The organism is Bradyrhizobium sp. Ghvi (genome assembly GCF_900115265.1).
GTDB lineage: Bacteria > Pseudomonadota > Alphaproteobacteria > Rhizobiales > Xanthobacteraceae > Bradyrhizobium.
Map to the genome: position 1 here is coordinate 819,854 of NZ_FOVU01000001.1, position 20,482 is coordinate 840,335.

22 protein-coding genes are annotated in these 20,482 nt (G+C 64.7%); 10 read left to right on the forward strand and 12 right to left on the reverse strand.

The genetic code is table 11. The annotated features are described in order from the left end of the window. Window positions 1-4: 4 nt before the first annotated feature. On the reverse strand, window positions 5-277 hold the full coding sequence (locus tag BM374_RS03850; protein ID WP_092289213.1) for a phosphopantetheine-binding protein: 273 nt from the start codon (window positions 275-277) through the stop codon (window positions 5-7). 357 nt (window positions 278-634) lie between these two features. On the opposite strand from BM374_RS03850, the gene BM374_RS03855 reads away from it, so the two are divergent. The 4 genes from BM374_RS03855 to BM374_RS03870 all read left to right on the forward strand — a co-directional run bounded on the left by BM374_RS03855 (window position 635) and on the right by BM374_RS03870 (window position 4,112). Continuing rightward, a complete protein-coding gene (locus tag BM374_RS03855) occupies window positions 635-1,852 on the forward strand; it encodes an acyl-CoA dehydrogenase family protein (RefSeq protein ID WP_092289214.1) in 1,218 nt (405 codons plus the stop codon). A 38-nt stretch (window positions 1,853-1,890) separates the two neighbouring features. Then, window positions 1,891-2,871, forward strand: a complete 981-nt coding sequence (locus BM374_RS03860) for an amino acid--[acyl-carrier-protein] ligase (RefSeq protein WP_092289215.1) — start codon at window positions 1,891-1,893, stop codon at window positions 2,869-2,871. A 95-nt stretch (window positions 2,872-2,966) separates the two neighbouring features. After that, window positions 2,967-3,842 carry a GNAT family N-acetyltransferase gene (locus BM374_RS03865; RefSeq protein ID WP_092289216.1) on the forward strand — a complete coding sequence of 292 codons (876 nt, stop codon included), beginning with the start codon at window positions 2,967-2,969 and terminating at the stop codon, window positions 3,840-3,842. Window positions 3,843-3,866: 24 nt separating this feature from the next. Further along, window positions 3,867-4,112: an EAL domain-containing protein gene (locus BM374_RS03870; protein ID WP_502689415.1), complete on the forward strand. Its 246-nt coding sequence runs from the start codon at window positions 3,867-3,869 to the stop codon at window positions 4,110-4,112. 109 nt (window positions 4,113-4,221) lie between these two features. On the opposite strand, the gene BM374_RS03875 is transcribed toward BM374_RS03870, so the two are convergent. Then, window positions 4,222-5,916, reverse strand: coding sequence for a bifunctional diguanylate cyclase/phosphodiesterase (locus tag BM374_RS03875; protein ID WP_177248077.1), 1,695 nt, complete (start codon window positions 5,914-5,916; stop codon window positions 4,222-4,224). Window positions 5,917-6,134: 218 nt separating this feature from the next. On the opposite strand from BM374_RS03875, the gene BM374_RS03880 reads away from it, so the two are divergent. Further along, window positions 6,135-6,395 (forward strand): hypothetical protein, encoded by a 261-nt coding sequence (locus BM374_RS03880; protein WP_092289218.1) that lies wholly within the window; start codon window positions 6,135-6,137, stop codon window positions 6,393-6,395. A 156-nt stretch (window positions 6,396-6,551) separates the two neighbouring features. Here BM374_RS03880 and BM374_RS03885 read toward each other — a convergent pair whose 3' ends face one another. The 3 genes from BM374_RS03885 to mtgA all read right to left on the reverse strand — a co-directional run bounded on the left by BM374_RS03885 (window position 6,552) and on the right by mtgA (window position 8,362). Then, window positions 6,552-7,190 carry a hypothetical protein gene (locus BM374_RS03885; protein WP_177248145.1) on the reverse strand — a complete coding sequence of 213 codons (639 nt, stop codon included), beginning with the start codon at window positions 7,188-7,190 and terminating at the stop codon, window positions 6,552-6,554. Window positions 7,191-7,334: 144 nt separating this feature from the next. Beyond that, window positions 7,335-7,517 carry a 50S ribosomal protein L32 gene (gene rpmF, locus BM374_RS03890; protein WP_007598106.1) on the reverse strand — a complete coding sequence of 61 codons (183 nt, stop codon included), beginning with the start codon at window positions 7,515-7,517 and terminating at the stop codon, window positions 7,335-7,337. 170 nt (window positions 7,518-7,687) lie between these two features. Beyond that, window positions 7,688-8,362: a monofunctional biosynthetic peptidoglycan transglycosylase gene (mtgA, locus tag BM374_RS03895; protein ID WP_092289220.1), complete on the reverse strand. Its 675-nt coding sequence runs from the start codon at window positions 8,360-8,362 to the stop codon at window positions 7,688-7,690. Window positions 8,363-8,522: 160 nt separating this feature from the next. On the opposite strand from mtgA, the gene BM374_RS03900 reads away from it, so the two are divergent. Together BM374_RS03900 and BM374_RS03905 are read left to right on the forward strand one after the other, a co-directional pair. Beyond that, window positions 8,523-9,446, forward strand: a complete 924-nt coding sequence (locus BM374_RS03900) for a polyprenyl synthetase family protein (RefSeq protein WP_092289221.1) — start codon at window positions 8,523-8,525, stop codon at window positions 9,444-9,446. Between the two features lie 138 nt (window positions 9,447-9,584). Further along, window positions 9,585-10,223, forward strand: a complete 639-nt coding sequence (locus BM374_RS03905; RefSeq protein ID WP_092290212.1) for a DUF1345 domain-containing protein — start codon at window positions 9,585-9,587, stop codon at window positions 10,221-10,223. Window positions 10,224-10,246: 23 nt separating this feature from the next. Here BM374_RS03905 and BM374_RS03910 read toward each other — a convergent pair whose 3' ends face one another. Further along, window positions 10,247-12,076 (reverse strand): caspase family protein, encoded by a 1,830-nt coding sequence (locus BM374_RS03910; RefSeq protein ID WP_092289222.1) that lies wholly within the window; start codon window positions 12,074-12,076, stop codon window positions 10,247-10,249. Between the two features lie 180 nt (window positions 12,077-12,256). Further along, window positions 12,257-12,685: a GFA family protein gene (locus BM374_RS03915; protein ID WP_092290214.1), complete on the reverse strand. Its 429-nt coding sequence runs from the start codon at window positions 12,683-12,685 to the stop codon at window positions 12,257-12,259. A 95-nt stretch (window positions 12,686-12,780) separates the two neighbouring features. Here BM374_RS03915 and BM374_RS03920 point away from each other — a divergent pair, with 95 nt between their 5' ends. The 3 genes from BM374_RS03920 to BM374_RS03930 all read left to right on the forward strand — a co-directional run bounded on the left by BM374_RS03920 (window position 12,781) and on the right by BM374_RS03930 (window position 15,795). Then, a complete protein-coding gene (locus BM374_RS03920) occupies window positions 12,781-13,155 on the forward strand; it encodes a nuclear transport factor 2 family protein (RefSeq protein WP_092289223.1) in 375 nt (124 codons plus the stop codon). A gap of 125 nt (window positions 13,156-13,280) precedes the next feature. Then, window positions 13,281-14,138, forward strand: coding sequence for a class A beta-lactamase (bla, locus tag BM374_RS03925; RefSeq protein WP_092289224.1), 858 nt, complete (start codon window positions 13,281-13,283; stop codon window positions 14,136-14,138). 46 nt (window positions 14,139-14,184) lie between these two features. Further along, window positions 14,185-15,795, forward strand: a complete 1,611-nt coding sequence (locus BM374_RS03930; protein WP_092289225.1) for a Na+/H+ antiporter — start codon at window positions 14,185-14,187, stop codon at window positions 15,793-15,795. Window positions 15,796-15,846: 51 nt separating this feature from the next. Here the strand turns inward: BM374_RS03930 and BM374_RS03935 are convergent, their stop codons facing one another. The 5 genes from BM374_RS03935 to BM374_RS03955 form a co-directional block, all read right to left on the reverse strand. After that, window positions 15,847-16,659 (reverse strand): N-acetylmuramoyl-L-alanine amidase, encoded by an 813-nt coding sequence (locus BM374_RS03935; RefSeq protein ID WP_092289226.1) that lies wholly within the window; start codon window positions 16,657-16,659, stop codon window positions 15,847-15,849. Next, window positions 16,656-17,552, reverse strand: coding sequence for a TauD/TfdA dioxygenase family protein (locus BM374_RS03940; protein WP_092289227.1), 897 nt, complete (start codon window positions 17,550-17,552; stop codon window positions 16,656-16,658). Before BM374_RS03940 ends, BM374_RS03935 begins: the two co-directional genes overlap by 4 nt. A 136-nt stretch (window positions 17,553-17,688) precedes the next feature. Next, window positions 17,689-18,972, reverse strand: a complete 1,284-nt coding sequence (gene ispG, locus BM374_RS03945; RefSeq protein WP_092289228.1) for a flavodoxin-dependent (E)-4-hydroxy-3-methylbut-2-enyl-diphosphate synthase — start codon at window positions 18,970-18,972, stop codon at window positions 17,689-17,691. Between the two features lie 12 nt (window positions 18,973-18,984). Then, complete coding sequence (locus BM374_RS03950) at window positions 18,985-19,938, reverse strand: DMT family transporter (RefSeq protein WP_092289229.1); 954 nt, start codon at window positions 19,936-19,938, stop codon at window positions 18,985-18,987. 35 nt (window positions 19,939-19,973) lie between these two features. After that, a complete protein-coding gene (locus tag BM374_RS03955) occupies window positions 19,974-20,468 on the reverse strand; it encodes a Fur family transcriptional regulator (protein WP_092289230.1) in 495 nt (164 codons plus the stop codon). Window positions 20,469-20,482: the final 14 nt, after the last annotated feature.

Genomic DNA, 20,482 nt, shown 5'->3' on the forward strand with positions numbered 1-20,482 from the left:
CTGATTAGGCCGCCTTCGCCAGCTTGAGCTGAGTCGCGACCATGCGCTCCAGGGTTTCGACAGACTGGAAATTTTCCGGCGTGATCTCGGACTGCGGAATGGTGAAGTCGAACTCGGCTTCGACGCCCAGCATCAGATTGACCATGTCCATCGAGGTCAGACCGACATCGACGAGCTTGGCCTGCGGCGTGACTTCGGCGACAAGCGAGTTCTGCTCGAGGATGCCCTTCACCAGTGTGGTGATGCGATGACGCAAATCGGTATCGAAGGCTTGCATCGGCAAATTCCCATCTGTCTATAAAAGGTCGGGCCGGTCGCCGGATACGATGCGCACGACGGGCCGGTCCCGCAATGGGCGTCACCATTACTTCGCGTTTCTTAGTAAACGATGACTCAGATTGTCTGCAATCCGTGCTTCTTCCAGAATCCTAACGCGATCGCCGAAATCCGGACCATGCAAAAAACCGCACCTTAACTGTTCGTTCGGAATTGCGGTTCGTTTACCCTCTATTTCATCGACGAATTTGAATTAAATCCGTAGCCTCGTCTCACAAGCAAAGATGGCCGGAGGATCGCTGACGCGCATCGCGAATGATGCCGGCGATCTTGAACGGCAAACCGGAGGCGGACGAGTATGAACGTGCGTGAAGCTGTCCTCACTGTCGACGAAACACCGACGAGCCTGCTCGAGCAGGGCCCTTCCCTCATCGAGCGCGCCGCCCGAACCGCCAGCGTGGCTGCGGCCGATGCCGACGGCGTCGATCGCGACGCCCGCTTCCCCCACAAGGCGTTCGATACCGCGCGTGAGCAGAAGCTGCTCGGCGTCATGATCCCGGTCGAGTTCGGCGGCTTCGGCGCCTCGATCTACGACGTCACCGACATCTGCTACACGCTCGGACGCGCCTGCGCCTCGACGGCGATGATCTACGCGATGCACCAGACCAAAGTCGCCTGCATCATCAGGCACGGTCACGGTATCCCCTGGATGGAAACCATGATGCGCCGGGTCGCCCGCGACCAGTGGCTGCTCGCCTCCTCCACCACGGAAGGCCAGAACGGCGGCAACATCCGCGCCAGCGCGGCAGCCGTCGACCACGCCGGAGACACAATCTCCCTGCTGCGCGACGCCACCGTGATCTCCTACGGCGCCGAGGCCGATGGTCTCGTCACGATCGCGCGCCGAGCCAACGAAGCCGCAGCCTCCGACCAGGTGCTTCTGGCGCTCGCGAAGGACGATTATTCGCTGAAACAGACGCTGGGCTGGGAAACGCTTGGCATGCGCGGCACCTGCTCGACCGGCTTCGAGCTCAGGGTCGACTGTCCTGCCGACCGCGTCTTCCCGGAATCCTATGACAAGATCCACGCCCAGACCATGACGCCGTTCGCGCATCTGTGCTGGTCATCGGCCTGGGCGGGCATTGCCGCCGCAGCGGTGACGCGCGCGCAGGCCTTTGTCCGCAAGGCGGCTCGCAGCTCCGGCGGTCAGATGCCGCCGGCCGCCGCCCATTTCACCGCGGCGAAGATGTCGCTGGCAAAACTTCGCGCATTGATCGCCGCCAATCTGGACGCCTTCGCCAATGCCGAACATGACGAGCGCGCGCTCGGCTCGCTCGACTTCCAGTCCTCAATCACGCTGCTGAAGGTGCAGGCCTCCGAGCTCGCGGTCGAGACCGTGATGCATGCGATGCGCACTGCGGGTCTGTCCGGTTATCGCAACGACGGCGAGTTCACCATGGGCCGCCATCTGCGCGACGTGTTGTCGTCGCCGATCATGATCAACAACGACCGCATTCTCGCTAACGCCGCCACGTCGACGCTGATGAGCGGCGTGCCGGCGAGCCTTCGCGACTAAGCCACAAGAACAGATTTGAGATAGCAGGACACCATCCCATGAATATTGCCGTCCTCCCGGATTCGCCCGAGACTGCGCCGCAAATCGCCGATCCGCTCGATCATCTCGCCGACAAGCTGTTCCACCGCATGGGTTCGGACGGCGTTTACGCCCGCACCGCGCTCTACGAAGGTGTGGTGGAGAAGCTCGCCGCGCTGATCACCAGCCACCGCGAATCCGGCACGGAAGCGTTGCGCTTTCCGCCGGTGATGAGCCGGGCCCAGCTGGAAAAATCCGGCTACCTCAAGAGCTTTCCGAACCTGCTCGGCTGCGTCTGCGGCCTGCACGGCACCGAACGCGAGATCAACGCCGCGGTGAGCCGCTTCGATGCCGGCGGCGACTGGACCACGTCGCTGTCGCCGGCCGATCTCGTGCTGTCGCCGGCGGCCTGCTATCCCGTCTATCCGATCGCGGCGAGCCGCGGGCCCTTGCCGAAGGGCGGCCTGCGCTTCGACGTCGCGGCCGACTGCTTCCGCCGCGAGCCGTCGAAGCATCTCGACCGCCTGCAATCATTCCGGATGCGCGAATATGTCTGCATCGGCACGCCCGATGACGTCGCCGATTTCCGCGAGCGCTGGATGGTGCGCGCCCAGAAGATCGCGACCGATCTCGGCCTGACCTTCCGTATCGACTATGCCAGCGATCCGTTCTTCGGCCGCGTCGGCCAGATGAAGGCGGTGAGCCAGAAGCAGCAGCAGCTCAAGTTCGAGCTCCTGATCCCGCTGCGCTCTGAAGAACAGCCGACCGCCTGCATGAGCTTCAACTATCACCGCGAGCATTTCGGCACGACCTGGGGCATCCAGGACGCCAATGGCGAGTCGGCTCACACCGGCTGCGTCGCCTTCGGCATGGATCGCCTCGCGGTCGCGATGTTCCACACCCACGGCACCGATCTCTCCGCCTGGCCCGCCAAGGTGCGGGACGTCATGGGCATGCAGCCGCACGTCGCGGCCGATGCTCATGTCGAAGGCTGGCGCTAGAGCACGATCCGGAAAAGCGTGAAGCGGTTTTCCGAGAAGATCATGCCGAAACTATAGACTCCAAGAGGCCGACCATTTCCACGGGCAAGACGAGCGTGATCCACACCAAGGTCCGATGTCGCGAGATCACCGAGTCCGATGTTGACGCCATCGCGGACTTGCTGACGCGCGGCTTCGTCGGCCGCTCGCGCAACTACTGGATCCAGGGTCTGCGCCGGCAGGCCTTCCGGCCCGTGCCGGACGGCTATCCGCGCTTCGGCTACATGCTCGACAATGACGGCGAGCCGGTCGGCGTGCTGCTGCTGATCTACACAGCGCGCAAGGATGGCGAGGAGACCGCGATCCAGTGCAATCTGTCGAGCTGGTATGTCGAGCCGGCCTACCGCAATTACGCCCCGCTGCTGACCAAGATCGCGCAACGCCACAAGCACGTCACCTATCTCAACATCAGCCCGGCGGTATGGACCTGGCCGATCATCGAAACTCAGGGCTTTCGCGCCTATTGCCGCGGCCTGTTCTTTTCGGTGCCGGCGCTGTCGCGCGCCCCGCGCTGGAGCAAGATCGAGGTCATCTCCCCGCACGCCAAGCGGATCGAGGGCTTATCCGAGGTCGAGACCGAGCTGCTGACGCGGCATGCGCGCTACAATTGTCTCAGTTTGATTTGCCGCACGCCGAAGGGCGTCTTCCCCTTCATCCTGCAACCGGTGCGCATCCGCCGCGGTTTCATCGCACCGCCGGCTATGCAGCTGATCTATTGCCGTAGCGCCGCCGAATACACCGCCTGCGCCGGCCGCATCGGCCGGCTGCTGCTGCGGCTCGGCAAAATCTCGGTGATCGTCGATTCCAACGAGCCGATTCCCGGCCTTGTCGGCTTTTATACCGAGCGGCGCGGCCGCAAATATTTCAAAGGTCCGCACCGTCCACGACTGGCCGATCTCACCGATACGGAACTCGTGCTGTACGGGCCGTAGGAGTATGGGCCTCGCTATCGGGATCTGCGCGGCGCGCTGGAATCCAGCCAGTTCCATCTGGTGTTCCAGCCGCAGGTGCGGCTCGACAGCTCCGAGCTCACCGGCTTCGAAGCGCTGCTGCGCGGGAGACATCCCAAGCGCGGCTTCGTCTCGCCTGCCGAATTCATTCCGATCGGCGAATGGGTGCTGCGCAACGCCTGCGCCACGGCCGCGGCGACCGAGGTGGGGCTTACCATCGAGACACTGAACGCGGTTCGCCGCGTAGCGTGAGCTTCTTCTCGTGAACATCCGCGAAAACAACCCCATGCACAGTAGACGGGCCGTTGATTTCAAAGAGAATTTTCGCGGGCACGCTTCGCTTTGCCCACCCTAGCCGGTCTCAACCTGCCGCGGGCAGTGCGCTACCCGGCGGCGGGCACCACGGGCGGTCAGCTGACGCCAGCCCGATCAGGCGGCCCTGGATGTAATCGCAGCCCCAGTCGCGCAACATGGTCGCGGCCTCTTCGTCCTGCACCCATTCGGCCACGGTCTTGATCTCGAGGCGGCGGGCGAGGTCGATCAGGGTCTGCACAAAGGCGCGATCGTCGGCGGAGTGGGTGATGTTCTGCACGAAGGCGCCGTCGATCTTGACGATATCGACGCCGAGCTTGCGCAAATTGCGGAACGAGGTGTAGCCGGCACCGAAATCGTCGATGGCGATGCGGCTGCCGAAATTCTTGAGCCGGCTGACGAAGGCACGGACGTCGTCGATGTCCTGGATCGCGACCGTCTCGGTGATCTCCACGATCAGCCGTTCGGCGACGCCGGGATGGGCGCGCATCAGCGATTCGATTCCCGCCCACCAGTCCGGGTCCATGGTGGTATCAGGCGAGATGTTGAGGCTGAGCCGAATATTTGGCGCGGCCGCGAGCTCGGCGACCACCAATTCGAGCACGCGGTGATCGACGAGGCGGATGAGGCCGAGGCGTTCTGCGACCGGCACGATGTCGGGCGCGAGCAGCACCTGGCCGTCGCCCTGGTCCATCCGCACCAGGCATTCGTGGAACGCGCCCTCGCGCGTGGCAGCCGACACCACCGGCTCATAAGCAAGCTTGATGCGGCGCTCGTTCAGCGCCGTGACGATCTCGTCGGTGACGCGGATGTTGACGCGGCGCTGGGCGTCGCGCTCGGCGTTCGGACGCCACGCGGCGAACGAGCCGGCGCGCCGGCGCTTGGCGCCGTCCAGCGTCTCGTGGGCGCGGTTGATCGCCTCGTCGGTGTTGCGGGCATAGCGCGGCAGGCTGACGGCGCCGATCGAGACGGTGACGGACACCGGGCCGGATCTGGTCGGCACCACCTCGTTGCGGATGCCGGTGAGAAAGCGCTCGGCGGCGACGTTCATGTCATCGACGGTGCAGTTCTTGAGGATCAGTCCGAACTTGTTGCCGGAGAAGCGGCCGAGCACGTCGCCCCCGCGCAGCCGCGCGCGAATGCGCTTGGCGACGTCGAGGATCACGGCGTCGGCCACATCGAAACCGAAGGCGTCATTGACGCGCGCGAGATGATCGATTCCGACCAGCATGAAGGCCGCGGTGGAGCGGAAGCGGCTCGTCTCCTCGATCGCTTCGGCCAGCGCCGCGATCAGATGGGACCGATTGAGCTCGCCGGTGAGAGGGTCGAGCCGCGCGAGCTTCGTCAGCTCCTCGTCGCGGGCGTGCCGTTCGTTGTTGATGCGAACGGAGCCGATCGCACGCACCGGGCGCCCATCGGCACCGGCGAACCAGCGGCCGGTCTCCTCGATCCAGATCACGGGATCGGAGGCGCTCATGCGCACACCATATTCGACCCGGTAAGGCGTGCCGTCGGCGCCGTGCACGGCTGAGGTCTGTGCCAGCGCTGCACTTCGCAGCGTCTGCGCGGGCTCGATCAGCTTGGCGAACTCGGCACCGGTCGCAAGCCGCTCGGAGGGAATGCCAGGGAAGATGGCGCCGGCCTGCTCGCCCCAGACGATGGCGTCGCTGACGAGATCCCAGACGAACACGGCCTGGCCGAGGGCGGCCAGGATTTCGGAGGCTTGCGGCAATGCTGGGGTCAAAAGCGCCTCGTTTCGGGACAGCGGGAAGTCCTGAGCCGGCACAGGATACGGCCAGATTCGCCTCCGACCCTAGGCAAAGTTCATAAACAATTTGGAAACCACGTTCCCGAAGACGGCGGAACCAAATAGGCTCGAGCGGCATAGGCCTTGCGAGACCATCACATGCCCGGCGCCGACGTCCCAAAACGCGCCAGTTCAAGCGGATCAGCGGTGTTGCGATGGTGAATGCGGATCAGATCGAAGAGGCAACGCGGGAAGCGAGTACCGCGCTGGTCCCGCTTGCGCCGGTTTTACAGCTGGTCCGCAGGGTACCGCTGACGCGCCCCGATCCGAGCTTTGTCACCCAGCTGATCGCCAATGCCGAGCACCTGCCGCAGGCAAGCCGGCTGCGCCGCGGCTCGTCCGAGGATGCTCTGATGGCCTATGGCGGCAAGCGCCCGCTGCCCAGCGTTGCTGCGCGCACGCGGCAGGTGGCGTAACGCCGTTTTCAGGACAATTGTCGCCGCGCTCGCTGCGTCGAGAGATTCGTCATGCCCGGGCCTGTCCCGGGCATCCATGATCTTCTTTCCGCGCGGCTAGTCGTGGATGGCCGGGACAAGCCTGGCCATGACGCCGTGGAGGGCTTGGGAATTCGATCAACGCGGTTCTTCGGGTGAGGACGGCGTACCGTTGCCAGGCTGCAAATGCGGCGATGGAATTTCCGGCGATGGCGGGATGCCCGGCTTCGGCGCCGGATGATCCATCAGGACGGATTCGGCCACCGATTGCGCCGAAGTTGCGGGCCGCTCAGGCTGCGGCGCGGGCACGGGATCGAGCTTCGGCTCGAACGTCGATGCTGCTGGTGGCGCCTCGGCCTGGCGCTTGGCCTTGCGCGGCACCGGCACGGTCTCGGCGGCGACATAGGCGATGCGACGGCGCGCACGTTGCGCGATGCCGCCGAGGAAATCGGCCATCGCGAGCAGCACCAGCAGGAAGTAGGTGGAGTTGCCGAATTTGGGCCACATCACGAATTCGGCCGCGGCTGCGCCGAAGATGACGAACGACAGCAAATGGTCCATCAGGAATTTCGCGCCCGGGCGCGCGCCCTTGACCACTTCGAGCAGCAACAGCAGCACGCCGAGCGCCAGCAGCAGATCCGCAAGCGTGACCGGCCAGGTCTCGCCCGTGATCATCGGCACCCTGAACAGCACATCCGAGAAGGACACGGTGGGCATCAGGAAGGCGATGATGTTGTACACCGCGAGCGGAATCAGAAGCAGCGGGAAACCGACCATCGGCAAAGCGCCTTCTCGATCAGGATGTTCGGGCAGGACAATGCGGCGGCGAAGCTTTTGCTCCGCCGCCGTCACTGTCATATCTCATGGGTTGACCTAAATCAGGCAGGCTCGATCAACCTGCCGAAGGAAAAAGCCCTGACTTCAGGACTCTTTCTTCTTCAGGACCTGACGGCCCTTGTACATGCCGGTCTTGAGGTCGAGATGGTGCGGACGACGGAGCTCACCGGAGTCCTTGTCTTCCACATAGGTCGGCTTCTTGATGGCGTCTGCCGAGCGGCGCATGCCACGGCGCGACGGCGAAGTTTTTCGTCTCGGAACGGCCATTTCAATATCCTCTAGGGATTGGTGTTCATCCGGGCATCGTCCGCGGAGGGACGGCTCAGCACCCGCAATACGGGGCGAGCTGAATGCCGATCAAGGCCGGGCTTATAGAGGAAGGCTGGCCGTAAAGCTAGGGTTCTGGGACGGAAAATGCACCCGAAAAGGGCTCGAAATCAGCGATTTTCCCGCCAGCAGGTCAAAAGCGAGGTGGCCTGCCCCCTTGCCACGTAGGTGCCAGCCAGCCGGCGGACACCCGGACCCGGGCTCCTGGCGCTGCGTTTGACCGGATTCGGCAGGATCGAGGCCATAAGCGCCGCCTCCCGGGGCGAGAGATTGGCCGCCGACCTGCCGAAGGCGTAGGCGCTGCCCGTTTCCACCCCAAACTGGCCCTGCGGGCCGAGCTCGGCGATGTTGAGGTAAATTTCCAGGATCCGGTGCTTGGGCAGGACAAAATCGATCCACAGCGCCAACGGAAACTCCAGCGCCTTGCGGATGAAATCACGCCCCTGCCAAAGGAACAGGTTTTTCGCCACCTGCTGGGTGATGGTGGAGGCGCCGCGGAAGGCGGTGCCGTCCTCCCTGGCATCGTCGATGGCCTCGCGCAGCGCGCCCCAGTCGATGCCGTGATGCTTGCAGAAATGGGCGTCCTCGGCCGCCACCACCGAGCGCGGCAAATAAGGCGACATCGCCGCGAGATCGATCCATTCCCTGTGCATCGGCGCGCCCGTCAGGGAGCGCCACGCCATCAGCGTCGAGACCGGATGACCGGTGCGGTAGAACGGCGCGACCACATAGGGCGCGAGAGCCACGACCGCGAGCACTGCAAGCAGGATTTTAACGATGCGCAAATCGACCTTTCCGGCGCGAAATGAACCTGGCCGCGGATCCCGCCATTAAGTCTGTGATAATTCGGGCCTTTTCCAGCACTTTTTGGGCGTTCCAAACGATTGACTGGAACGGGCGCATAAAGGATTGTCCGGCCGAATTTTAGTCCTGGAGCCTTTCTTGATGACCGGCACGTCACCGTCCGATTTCGCCAAGCGTCTGGACAAGACCGCTGATGACACCGAGGCCCTGCTCGGGCGCCTGTTGTCGGACGACATCCTGCACGATGAGATCGCCCGCCCCAAGCGACTGATGGACGCCATGCGCTACTCGAGCCTGAACGGCGGCAAGCGTCTGCGGCCGTTCCTGGTGGTCGAGAGCGCCGCCGTGTTCGGTGTTCCCCGTGAAGCCGCGCTGCTCGTAGGTGCCGCGCTCGAATGCATCCACTGCTATTCGCTGATTCATGACGATCTGCCGGCGATGGACAATTCGGACCTGCGCCGCGGCCGTCCCACCCTGCACAAGCAGACCGATGACGCCACCGCGATCCTCGCCGGCGACGGCCTGCTGACTCTCGCCTTCGACATCATCACCCGCGACGAGGTCCATCGCGACGCCAATGTGCGGCTGCTGCTGACGCGCGCGCTGGCGCGCTGCGCCGGCATCGGCGGCATGGTCGGCGGCCAGATCCTCGATCTCGCCGGCGAAGGCCGCTTTGGCGGCAACGAGCCGATCGACGTCGCCCGCATTCAGCAGATGAAGACCGGCGCCCTGCTGCGCTACGGCTGTATCGCCGGCGCGATCCTCGGCCAAGCCTCGCGTGCGGAGTATCAGGCGCTCGACGATTACGGGCGCGCGCTCGGCGAAGCCTTCCAGATCGCCGACGATCTGCTCGACGTCGAAGGCGATGCGGCGGCGCTCGGCAAGCCGGCCGGCGCCGATGCCGCGCTCGGCAAGACCACCTTCGTGACCCAACTCGGCATCGAAGGCGCCAAGCAGCGCGTGCGCGACCTGCTGGCGCGCGCCGACAGCGCCATCTCGATCTTCGGCGAGCGCGCCGCCGTGCTGCAGGCCGCCGCCCATTTCGTCGCCGAACGGAAGAACTGATGATCTTCGCCTCTCCCCGCCTTCGCCAAGGCTTCGGCGGACAAGAGCGGGGGAGGGGGTGCACCTGCAATGCGGCTGTAGCTTCACAGGACGACCCGCGTGGAAAAAGAAGACCCCGTCCTCGCCCGCTTCCGCCAGATGTCGCGACCGATGCGGCTGATCTATTCGCGGCCGCGGACCTTCATCTCGCTCGTTACAGGCATTCTCGTCTGCCTGTTGCTGCCGGGCACGTATCGCGTGGTGACACGGCTGTTGTTCGGTTGGGATGCGCTGATCGCGGTCTATCTCGTGCTGGTCTACAGCATGATGCTTTGCAACGACCACCTGCACATCCGCCGTAGCGCCGCGATGCAGGACGACGGCCGCTTCGTGATCCTGTTGGTGACGGCGATCGGCGCGTTTGCGAGCATCGCGGCCATCGTCTCGGAGCTCGGCACCCACCGCGGCACCGCGGAGCTGACCATCGCCATCACCACCATCGCGCTGTCCTGGGCCGCCGTGCACACGACCTTTGCGCTGCATTACGCCCATGACTACTACCGCCCGCCGCTCGGCGGCCTGCAGTTTCCGAGCGGCGACAAGGAAGACCAGGCCGACTACTGGGATTTCGTCTATTTCTCGTTCGTGATCGGCATGACCGCGCAGGTTTCCGACGTCGGCATTACCGACAAGACGATCCGCCGCACCGCCACTGCGCACGGTATCGTGTCGTTCATCTACAACACGGCCCTGCTGGCGCTGACGGTGAACATCGCGGCGAGCGCGATCGCGACATAGCCGCCATCGCTTCTTGCTGAAGATCAGTTGCAGACCTCGACATTGGCATCATTGTGAGGGCCGCCGCCGCCGCGATAGACGAGGTGGCAGCCGGGCTTGACCGGACGGCAGAGCAGCTCGTTGCAAAAGATCTGACCACTTCCGCCCGAGGCGCGACCGGCGCCAGCGGCAGCCGCAATGCCGGCCGCAGCTCCTGCGGCGCCACCGGACTGAGGACGCCGCCGTGCGGGACGGTCATCGCCGTCTTCGCGCTTGGCGATTGCGGGCTTGGCGGTGGCAGGCTTGGCCGGTTTGGCGGCACGCTGCTTCTCGCATTCGTTGTCGCTGTTCAGGACATAGCCGTCGCCGCAGACGATCCTGGTGCAGACGTCGCCCTCGGTCTTGAAGCCATGATCGCAGACCAGGGGGCAAACGCGCGATGGTTTGGACTTGACCGCGTCGAGCGCATCCGTGCTCGCGACCTTCACGTCGAGCTTGGTGCCGGCATAGCGGTTGAACTGCGACAACGACCGCTGCGAGGAGGTGCTCCAGACGCCGTCAGGCTGACCTGAGAAACAGCCGACGCGGCCGAGCTCGGTCTGCACCGAACGGTTGAGATCGGCCGGCGTGGTGGCCGGCGTCAAGGAAGCGACGTTGGTGCCGGCGGGACCGACCGTGCTGGCGGGCGCAGTGGCGGCGAGGTTGACGCGCTGCTGCTCGGCAGCGGCGGCCTGCTGCTGTGCCTGCTCCTTGGCTTTCTGCGCGGCAAGCTGCGCCTGCTCGGCCGCCTTTGCGTCGGCCGCGGCCTTGGCCTGCGCGTCCCTCTGCGCGCCAAGCGCGGCGAGACGATCGCGCTCGGCCTCGGCCTGCTTGGCCTTCTCGATGGCCGCGGCATGAACCTGCTCGGCCTGGATCTTGTCGAGCTGGAGCTTGGCAAGATTGGCATAGAAGCCGTCCGGATGCTGGGCGAGGAAGGCTTCCCACGCCGGCTTGTTGCCGAGCTGGAGCGCGAGTTCGTAGTCGCGGCGCGTGTCGACTTGCGGATTGCTCGCGGGTGCGGCCGCTGCTGCGGCCACGGGTGCGGCCACGGGTGCGGCCCTGACCGGCACCAGCGGCACGTCTTCGCCGCCGAGCGATCCATAGACGAACGGCTCCTGCTTGTTGCCGGTCGACTTCAGCACGTCGTCGCGCACGAAGCCGAAAGCGCGGCGGACGTCGAGACCCGGGGTCGTCAGATGCTTCGACAGCGCGACGGTGAATGGGCTGTTGGCGCCGTCGCCATCCTGCGCCGTGAAGCCGGCCTTGGCCGAATAGGCGATCAGCGTGTTGGTGCTGGTCGGCTCGACCTGGGCCAGACCACGGCCGATGCCGCGCGAGGCGAGCGTGCGCTTCATGGTCCTGCCGAACGGATTGTCGCGACAAGCGTCGAGGATCACCAGGCGAAGCTGCTTCGCCGGCTCGACGGCGACCAGAACGCGATCGAGCGAGAGCGCCTCGTCATAGACGTCGGTGTCGCGCTCGAGCTTGGCATCGACCGGAATCAGGTAGTTGGAGCCTTCGACCTCTATTCCGTGGCCGGCATAGTAGACCACGGCGATGTCGGCATCGCGGGTCGCATCGGCGAAATCGCGCAGCACGCGTCGCGTATCGAGTGCGGTCAGGTCGTGGCGTGACTCGACGACATCGAAGCCGGCATCCTTCAATGTCTTCGCCATCACCGCACCGTCGTTGACGGGATTGGCGAGCGAAGGCGCATGCTGATAAGCGGAGTTGGCCAGCACCAGCGCGACGCGTTTTCCGGCGAAGGCCGGCCCGGCGACTGATACCAGCGCAAGAGCGAGGAGAAGCGGGCAAAATCTGAGAAAATTGCGCATGACACGACGTCCAAAAATCTGAGGCAGTTCACACCCTCATGGACAGCCTAGCAAGCTCCAGCCCCAGCCCTTGTGATAGAGGTCACGAAGACAGCGCCGGCGACGGACCGAAGCGTCCTTTTTGTTAGTCGCGCCAGTGCATTGGCGGTTCGCCGCCAAATGCGCGAGGGCCGGTTCCACCTAGGCATCCCCGACATGCCCCCGATATTGCGGCAGGTCGTCCGTGATCTCGTGCCATGGCGCCTTGGAGCCCACGAAAATATGGGCGGTCGGGCGGATCGAGGGGGCATCGACCAGGGTTCCCATGGCGACATGGACCCATTTTCCTTCACGGACCCGGGAATACAGCAACGAGCCGCAGCGGGCGCAGTGCGCATCATGGGTGGTGTCGTCCCCATAAACCATCCGCTGGTCCTCGCCCCTGACCAGGCGAAGCTGGCCGTATTCGATGCCCGCGAACGGCTTGAAGGCGGAACCGGTGGTGCGGCGGCAGTTCGAGCAATGGCAGTTGAGCGCATAGGAGAATGCGTCCGCCACCTCGTAGCGGACCGCGCGGCAGTAGCATTCGCCGGCAAGAATGCGAGCGTTCTGATGTCGTGAACCCGTCATGATGGCGCCCTCGCGCAAATGGCATACGACAGCCATAGCGCAATTCGACGTGTACGACTAAGTTCGGGGTGCGCCTTCATGCAAAGGGATGACCCATGAGCTCAAATCGGTCGAGCGTCGAAACCGTCGTGCAAACCTATTTTGACGGACTTTACGAGGGCGACGCCGACAAGCTCGGCGAGGTCTTCCACCCCTCGGCCGATCTGCGCTGGGTGGAGAAGGGCGAGCTGAAGATCCTGACCGTGCCGGACTGGCTCGCCTGGGTGCGCAAGCGACCCTCCGCCAAGGCGGAAGGCAAGCCGCGCGAGGATTTCATCATCACTATCGACCGCTCGGACGAAAAGACCGCCTTCATCAAGGTCAAATGCCAGCTGCCACCGCGGTTCTTCACGGACTATCTGGTGGCGATGAAGCTCGCCGACGGCTGGCAGATCGTGTCGAAATCATACAGGTATGATTTGAAAGAGTGAGGGAGCGTAGGTGCGCTCCCTCACCCGCTTGCGGGGGAGGTAAAGAGGGCGCTCTCGCGCCATACATCCGTCGGATCGATGGATGAAAGCAAGCATCCTTGCTGATGTCGTTCCGAAAGCCCCCCATGCATCTCGACCGCCGCTCCTTGCTCGCTTCGCTGTGCTTTATGGCCACTGCTCCTGCGTTCGCCGCGGAGACGCCGCCTGAGCTCGACTCCTACGAGCGCGAAAGCGGCGGGCGGATCGGGGTCTATGCCGAAAACCTCGCCACGGGCGCAAAACTCGCCTGGCGGGCGGACGAGCGCTTCGTCATGTGTTCGACGTTCAAGGCGTCGCTCGCGGCCTGCGTGCTGGCGCGGGTCGATCGCGGCGAGGACAAGCTGGCGGCGATGATTTCCTACGACAAGGCCGACCTGCTCGAATACGCGCCCGTCGCGAAACAGAATCTCGCGGCCGGCGCGATGTCGATCGCCGACATGTGCAAGGCGATCGTCGAACTCAGCGACAACACCTGCGCCAATCTGTTGCTGGCACATGTCGGCGGGCCAACCGCGCTCACCGGGTTCTGGCGGTCCATCGGCGACACGACCTCGCGGCTCGACCACAACGAGCCCGAGCTCAATCGCTCGCCGCCAGGCAATCCCCATGACACCACCACGCCGGCGGCGATGGCCGCCAATCTGAAGCGACTGGTCACCGGCGAGGTGCTGTCGACGGCCTCAAAGACCCAGCTCACCGAATGGATGGTGAACTGCAAGACCGGTGCGAACCGGCTGCGCGGCGGCCTGCCGGCAGCCTGGAAAATCGGCGACAAGACCGGCAACAACGGCAAGGACGCGTCGGGTGATATCGCAGTCGCCTGGCCCAAGCCCGATGCGCCGATCCTGATTGCGGCCTACACGCAGGGCGGCATGCCGAGCGCGGCGCAGCTCGAAGCGGTGTTCGCGCGTATCGGGCGTATGGTGGCCGAACGACTGGTATAAGCCGCCCTGCATTGACCTCTTGGCCGCTTCCGGGCCAAGACAGGTCATGATCGCAGCGAAATTCCAGACCTTTCTCATCCTGCTCGCCGTGCTGGCGGGCACGGCGCTGGTCGCCCGCCGCTTCAACATGGCGCCCGCCATCTTGCTGATGCTCTCCGGGGTCGGCCTTGCGTTCGTGCCCGGCATGCCGCCGGTGGAACTGCCGCCGGAGCTGGTGCTGCTGATGGTGTTGCCGCCGCTGATCTACTCGGCGAGCGTCGCAATGAGCTGGCGCGAGTTCAGGAACAATTTGCGCCCGATCGTGCTGCTCGCGGTCGGCGCGGTGATCTTCACCGCGGCGATGGTGGCGACTGCCACCCACTACGTGATCGGCCTGCCCTGGAGCATCGGCTTCCTGCTGGGCGCCATCGTCGCGCCGCCCGACGTGGTCGCGCCGCTCGCGATCGCGCGCCGGCTGAACATGCCGCGCCGCCTCGTCGTCATTCTCGAGGGCGAAGGGCTCGCCAACGATGCCACCGCGCTGATCCTCTACCGCTTCGCGCTGGCTGCGATCATGGTCGGGCACTTCTCGCTGCCGCTGGCGGCAGGCGAATTTTCTCTCATCGTCGCGGGCGAGATCGCCTTCGGCATCGGTGTGGGCTGGCTGTCCTTGCGCTTCCGCAAGTGGTCCAGGGATCCGCAGGTCGAGCTGACGTTGTCGCTGATCACGCCCTACGTCTCCTACTGGCTGCCCGAGCATGTCGGCGGCTCCGGCGTGATCGCCACGGTCGCCTGCGGCCTCTATGTGAGCTGGAACGGGCCGCTGCTGATTTCGGCCTCGACCCGCCTGCAAGGCATCTTCTTCTGGGACCTCATCATCTATCTGATCGAGGGATTGCTGTTCCTGCTCACCGGTTTCCAGATGCGCGCGCTCTACGAGAAATCGAAGACGTTCCCGCTCGAGGACATCATGATCGCGACCGCGGTGGTCGTCGGCATCATCGTGGTGGCGCGCTTCGCCTGGCTCTACCCCGCGACCTATCTGCCGCGGATGCTCAGCAAGTCGCTGCGCGCGCGCGATCCGTCACCGCCATGGCAATGGCCGTTTGCGCTCGCCTTCACCGGCGTGCGCGGCGCGGTATCGCTGGCCGCCGCGCTGGCCCTGCCGTTCACGCTGCCTGACGGCGCGGCTTTCCCGTATCGGGACCTGATCCTGTTCGTCGCCTTCGGCGTCATCTTCATCACGCTGATCGGCGTCGGCCTGACGCTGCCGCCCGTGGTGCGCTGGCTCGGCATCGCGGAAGCCGGCCATAGCGAGCATGTCGCGGAGCACGCGGCCGAGATCGAGGCACGGCGCCAGGCGCTGGACGCCGCGCTGAAATCGCTGGATGCACTGACTGAAGAGAAAGAGGTCTCGGACGAGGTGATGCGGCTCCTGCGCGCCCGCCACGAGATCCGCGTCAACCAGCTGCCTGACTCGCTCGATCCTTCTCACCACGATGTCTCCGCCGCCGGCACCGCGCTGACCCGCGAGTTGATCGTCGCCGAGCGCAAATTCATTCACGACCTCCTGCGCGACGGGAAGATCACGGACGAGACGCGGCGGCGGATCGAACGCGACCTCGATCTGGAGGAGGCGAGCCTGGCGAACCGGGAGTATCAGGGAGGGCCGCTGTAACCTTTTTCGTCATTGCGAGCGCAATGACGATGGTTGAAGCGGCCGTGTCAATTAGCGCCTTTGGCAATACGCCTGCATCGCCGTCGTCACTGCCGACGCGATCAATTCCTGCCGCTCCGGCGAGTTCATGACCATCTCCTCGTCGCGGTTGATGATGGAGCCGGCTTCGAGCAGGACCGCGGCGCTGCGGGTTTGCGACAGCACGACCAGCCCGTCATAGCGGTAGACGCCGACATCCTTGTCGAGCAGCGGATGCCGGTAACGCCCCATCAGCGGCAGCGTGTATTGGCTCGCATAGTGCAGCCCGTCCGCTTTCAGCTCCTTGCCCAGCAGCCGGGCAAAAGAGAGACTGTCGGTGAAGTGCGGATTGCGCTCCGATACGAACAGCGAATGGCCGCTGAAGCGGTCGCTGAAATAACTCCTGGAGCCGTCGAACTCCCACACCTCGAGCATCTTGTCCGGCACGGAATCATGGTGGATCGACAGGAAGAAATCGGCATGCGTGGCATTGGCGGTGCCGACACGCTTGAGCAGGCTCGCTTTCGCCTTGCCCTCGGTCACGAGCACACGGGTCGCGGCAAAGCCTGCCGACTTCAAGCGCGCTCCGATCCGCCGCGCCAAATTCAGGTTGAAGCCGAATTCGACATCGTTGCGCGCGCTGGTGGCGCCTTGCGCTTCGGAGGTGTGTCCGACGTCGAGAACGATCTTGAAATTACGGGGATCGCATGTCTCCGGCGCCGGTGGCTTGATCTTTGCCCGCGCGGCCTTGCGTGCTACGGCCGCCTCGCTGTCGTCAACTGATGACACCAAAAGCGGGATCAGCGAAACAACGATAGCGGCGGTGATGCGCCACGATATTTTCACACCGGCCGCTCCCCCTTCACCGTGACGCGCGTGCCGGAGCGCGTGTGTGGCCAGTAGTCCCACATGGCGCGGTGCTGGGTGCAGCGGTTGTCCCAGAAGGCGATGGCGTTCTCGGTCCAGCGGAAGCGGCACTGGAACAGCGGGTTCTCGGCGTGCTGGTAGAGATAGGCCAGCATCGCATCGCTCTCGTCGCGCGGGATGCCGTTGATGTGCCTGACGAAGCCGCGGTTGACGTAGAGTGCCTTCTTGCCCGTCACCGGATGCGTGCGCACCACGGGGTGCTCCGCGCTCGGATAAGACGGACGGTCGGCGACGCCGTAGTTGGCATAGAGCCCGCGATAGATCGGCTCGCCGTCGTGCAGTGCGGTGAGGCGCTCGAGATAGGTCTTCATGCGATCGGACAGCGCCTCATACGCCGCGTACATGTTGGCGAACAGCGTGTCGCCGCCGCGCGGCGGGCACTGCTTGATGTAGAGGATCGAGCCCATCGGCGGCTCGAGATCGCAGGAGACGTCGGAGTGCCAGCCCTCGCCGTTGGCGCGCGGCGAGTTCTTGTCCGCATAGATCTTCATCAAGGCCGGGTCTTCGTCCTCGTGAGGCGCTGCGGGATGAAAATGCAGCTCGCCGAACCTGCGGCCGAAGGCGAGATGCTGCTTCGGCGTGATGTGCTGGTCGCGGAAGAAGATGACGAGGTTTTCGGCGAGCGCGCGATGGATCTCGTCCATCTGCTGGTTGCAGCCGCTGTCGCCCTCGACCAGCTTGCCGATGTCGACGCCGGAAATCTCCGCGCCGATGATGGGGGTGAGCTTCTCCACGGCGATGGTCTCGTAAGGCGCGCCGTCCTCCGCCACGTGGCGATAGCGCGGGCCCTGCTTGCCGGATAGCGAGCTCATGCGTGCTGTCTCCCGATCGTTCTTGATTGGGAGCCATCGTAGCCCGCGGTGACGGATGCGCAACCTGGGCTGCAAAAATACACGGTCGTCCCGGCGCAGGCCGGAACGACAGCCGAGATTGTGGCGCGAGTCGGAGTTACTCCGCCGCCGGTGCCGGCACCTTGGCGCCCTGACCGTAGCGCTGATCGATGTAGTCGATGACAAGCGCCTTGAAGTCGGCGGAGATGGTCGGACCGCGCAGCGTGCGGAACTTCTTGCCGTCGACGAAGACCGGCGCGGCCGGCGCTTCGCCGGTGCCGGGCAAGGAGATGCCGATATTGGCGTGCTTGGACTCGCCGGGGCCGTTAACGATGCAGCCCATCACGGCGACGTTGAGCTCCTCGACGCCAGGATATTTGCTCTTCCAGTTCGGCATCTCGTCGCGGATGAAATCCTGGATCGAGCGCGCCAGCTCCTGGAACGTGGTCGAAGTGGTGCGGCCGCAACCAGGGCACGCGGCAACCAGCGGCACGAAGGTCCGGAAGCCCATGGTCTGCAACAGCTCCTGGCCGACCTGCACCTCGCGGGTACGGTCGCCGCCGGGCTCCGGCGTCAGCGAGATGCGGATGGTGTCGCCGATGCCCTGCTGAAGCAGGATGCCGAGCGCGGCCGAGGATGCCACGATGCCCTTGGAGCCCATGCCGGCCTCGGTGAGGCCGAGATGGATGGCGTAATCGGAACGCGCAGCGAGATCCTGATAGACCGCGATGAGGTCCTGCACCGCCGAGACCTTGGCGGAGAGGATGATGCGGTCCTTGGGCATGCCGAGCTCTTCGGCGCGCGCGGCCGAGAGCAGCGCGGATTGCACCATGGCCTCGCGCGTCACCGCGCGCACGTCGCGCGGGTTGGCGGAGGCGGCGTTCTCGTCCATCAGCCTGGTCAGCAGTTCCTGATCAAGCGAGCCCCAATTGGCTCCGATGCGGACGGGCTTGTTGTTCTTGTTGGCGATCTCGATGATGTCGGCGAACTGGGTGTCGCGCTTGTCCTTGAAGCCGACATTGCCCGGATTGATGCGGTATTTCGCGAGCGCTTCGGCGCAGGCCGGATAGGCCGCGAGCAGCTTGTGGCCGATATAGTGGAAGTCGCCGATCAGGGGCGTGGTGATGCCGCGCCTGGCGAGGCCATCGCGGATATGCGGAACGGCGGCAGCGGCTTCCTCGCGGTCCACGGTGATGCGGACCATTTCGGAGCCCGCGCGCGCGAGCGCTGCGACCTGGGCGATGGTGCCGTCGATGTCGGCGGTGTCGGTGTTGGTCATCGATTGCACGACGATCGGCGCGCCGCCGCCAACGGCGACGTTGCCCACCTTCACCTGGGTGGTCTTGTGCCGGGGCGCGGGGCCCGCGAGGTCGGAATCGATGGTGTTTTCGAGCTTGTTCATGGGGTCCAAATATCAGGTTTTGGTGACGTTCAGCAATGCATCAGCTGGCGCCGCAGCACTTTGGCTCGGACGGTTAACCAGGAAAAGTCCAGCAATTACAAGGACGGCAGCCGCCCCAAAGGCCAGACTCAGGGTGTCGTGCATGATGAAATAGCTACCCACCACGCCAAACAAAGGGGTGATGAAGGTAAAAGCCGACAATTTGCTGGCCGAGTAGGCCTTCACCAGCGCGAACCAAAGCGTGAACGTCGTTCCAACCACCCAGATCGCCTGGAACGCCAGCAGGCCAATCGAGAGCGGGGACGGCGTATGGGCGATGGATTCCCCCGAGAGCAGGGCGGCCGTTCCCAGGATTGGGATCGAGGTTGCGACCTGATAGCCGAGCGCCTTCTCGGGCGCGGCGAAGCGCAGCCGCGTGCCCTTGGCGACCAACGTGGTCGCGGCCCAGAGCGATGCACCGCCGACGATCATGAGATCGCCGAGCAGAACGTGGAAATCGACATTGGCCTGGGGAACGCCGATCGCGAGCGCGACGCCGGCAAAGCTCACCGCGAGGCCCAGCCATTGCGTGCCGCCAAGACGCTCGCCGAGCATCTGATAAGAGCCGAGCGCGACGAAGAACGGCGCGGTGTAGAGGAACACGACCGCGCGGGAGGCGGAGGTCAGCCGCAGGCCCTGGAAGATCAGCACGAACTCGATGCCGAACATCAGCCCGGCGATCAGGCCGGGTTTCCATGTGCCGTCATTCTCGAAGAATTTGACGCCGCGAAACGTGCCGATGAGGAACAGCACCGGCAGCGCGCCGATCGAACGGATCATGGCCTGGAGCATCGGAGGCACATCCGGCAATACCAGTTTCACCGCAATCTGGTTGAAGCCCCAGGTCAGGCACAGCATCAGCATCAGCGCGATGGCGCCGGCACTGAGAGGGCGCGCGGCGGAGGGGATGGCTCGAGGTGCGGACATGTCTTCCTGGGACCGGCTTTGGTGCCGTTGTTGCTTTAAGAGACTTTCTGGCAATGGGTGCAAACGCCCGTGATCTCGACCACGGACAATTTCGGCGCGAAGCCTGACGTACGCGCCGCGGCGTTGAGATCTCCGGCAAAGGACCCGGACGGGATCTCGCCAACCAGGCCGCAGCGCTCACAGATCAGAAATGCCACCGCCGAGGTCGCGTCGTGGTCGTGGGCGGCGCAGGCGAGATAGGCGTTGCGGCTCTCGATGCGGTGCACGAGGCCGTTGGCCATCAAGAAATCGAGAGCACGATAGACCGTGATCGGCGCCGGACGCGGCATGGACTTGGCGAGTTCGTCGATCACCTCATAGGCGCCGAGCGGGCGATGGCTGGAGAGCAGCGCCCCCAGCACCTGGCGGCGGATCGGCGTGAATTTCTGCGCGCGAGCCTCGCAAACGGCTTCCGCATGCGTCAGCGCGTCCGCGGTGCAGCGGCCGTGGTCATGGTCGGGGGACGGAAATGCCGGCTTTGCGAGGGTCATTCGGCTTGCTTTCT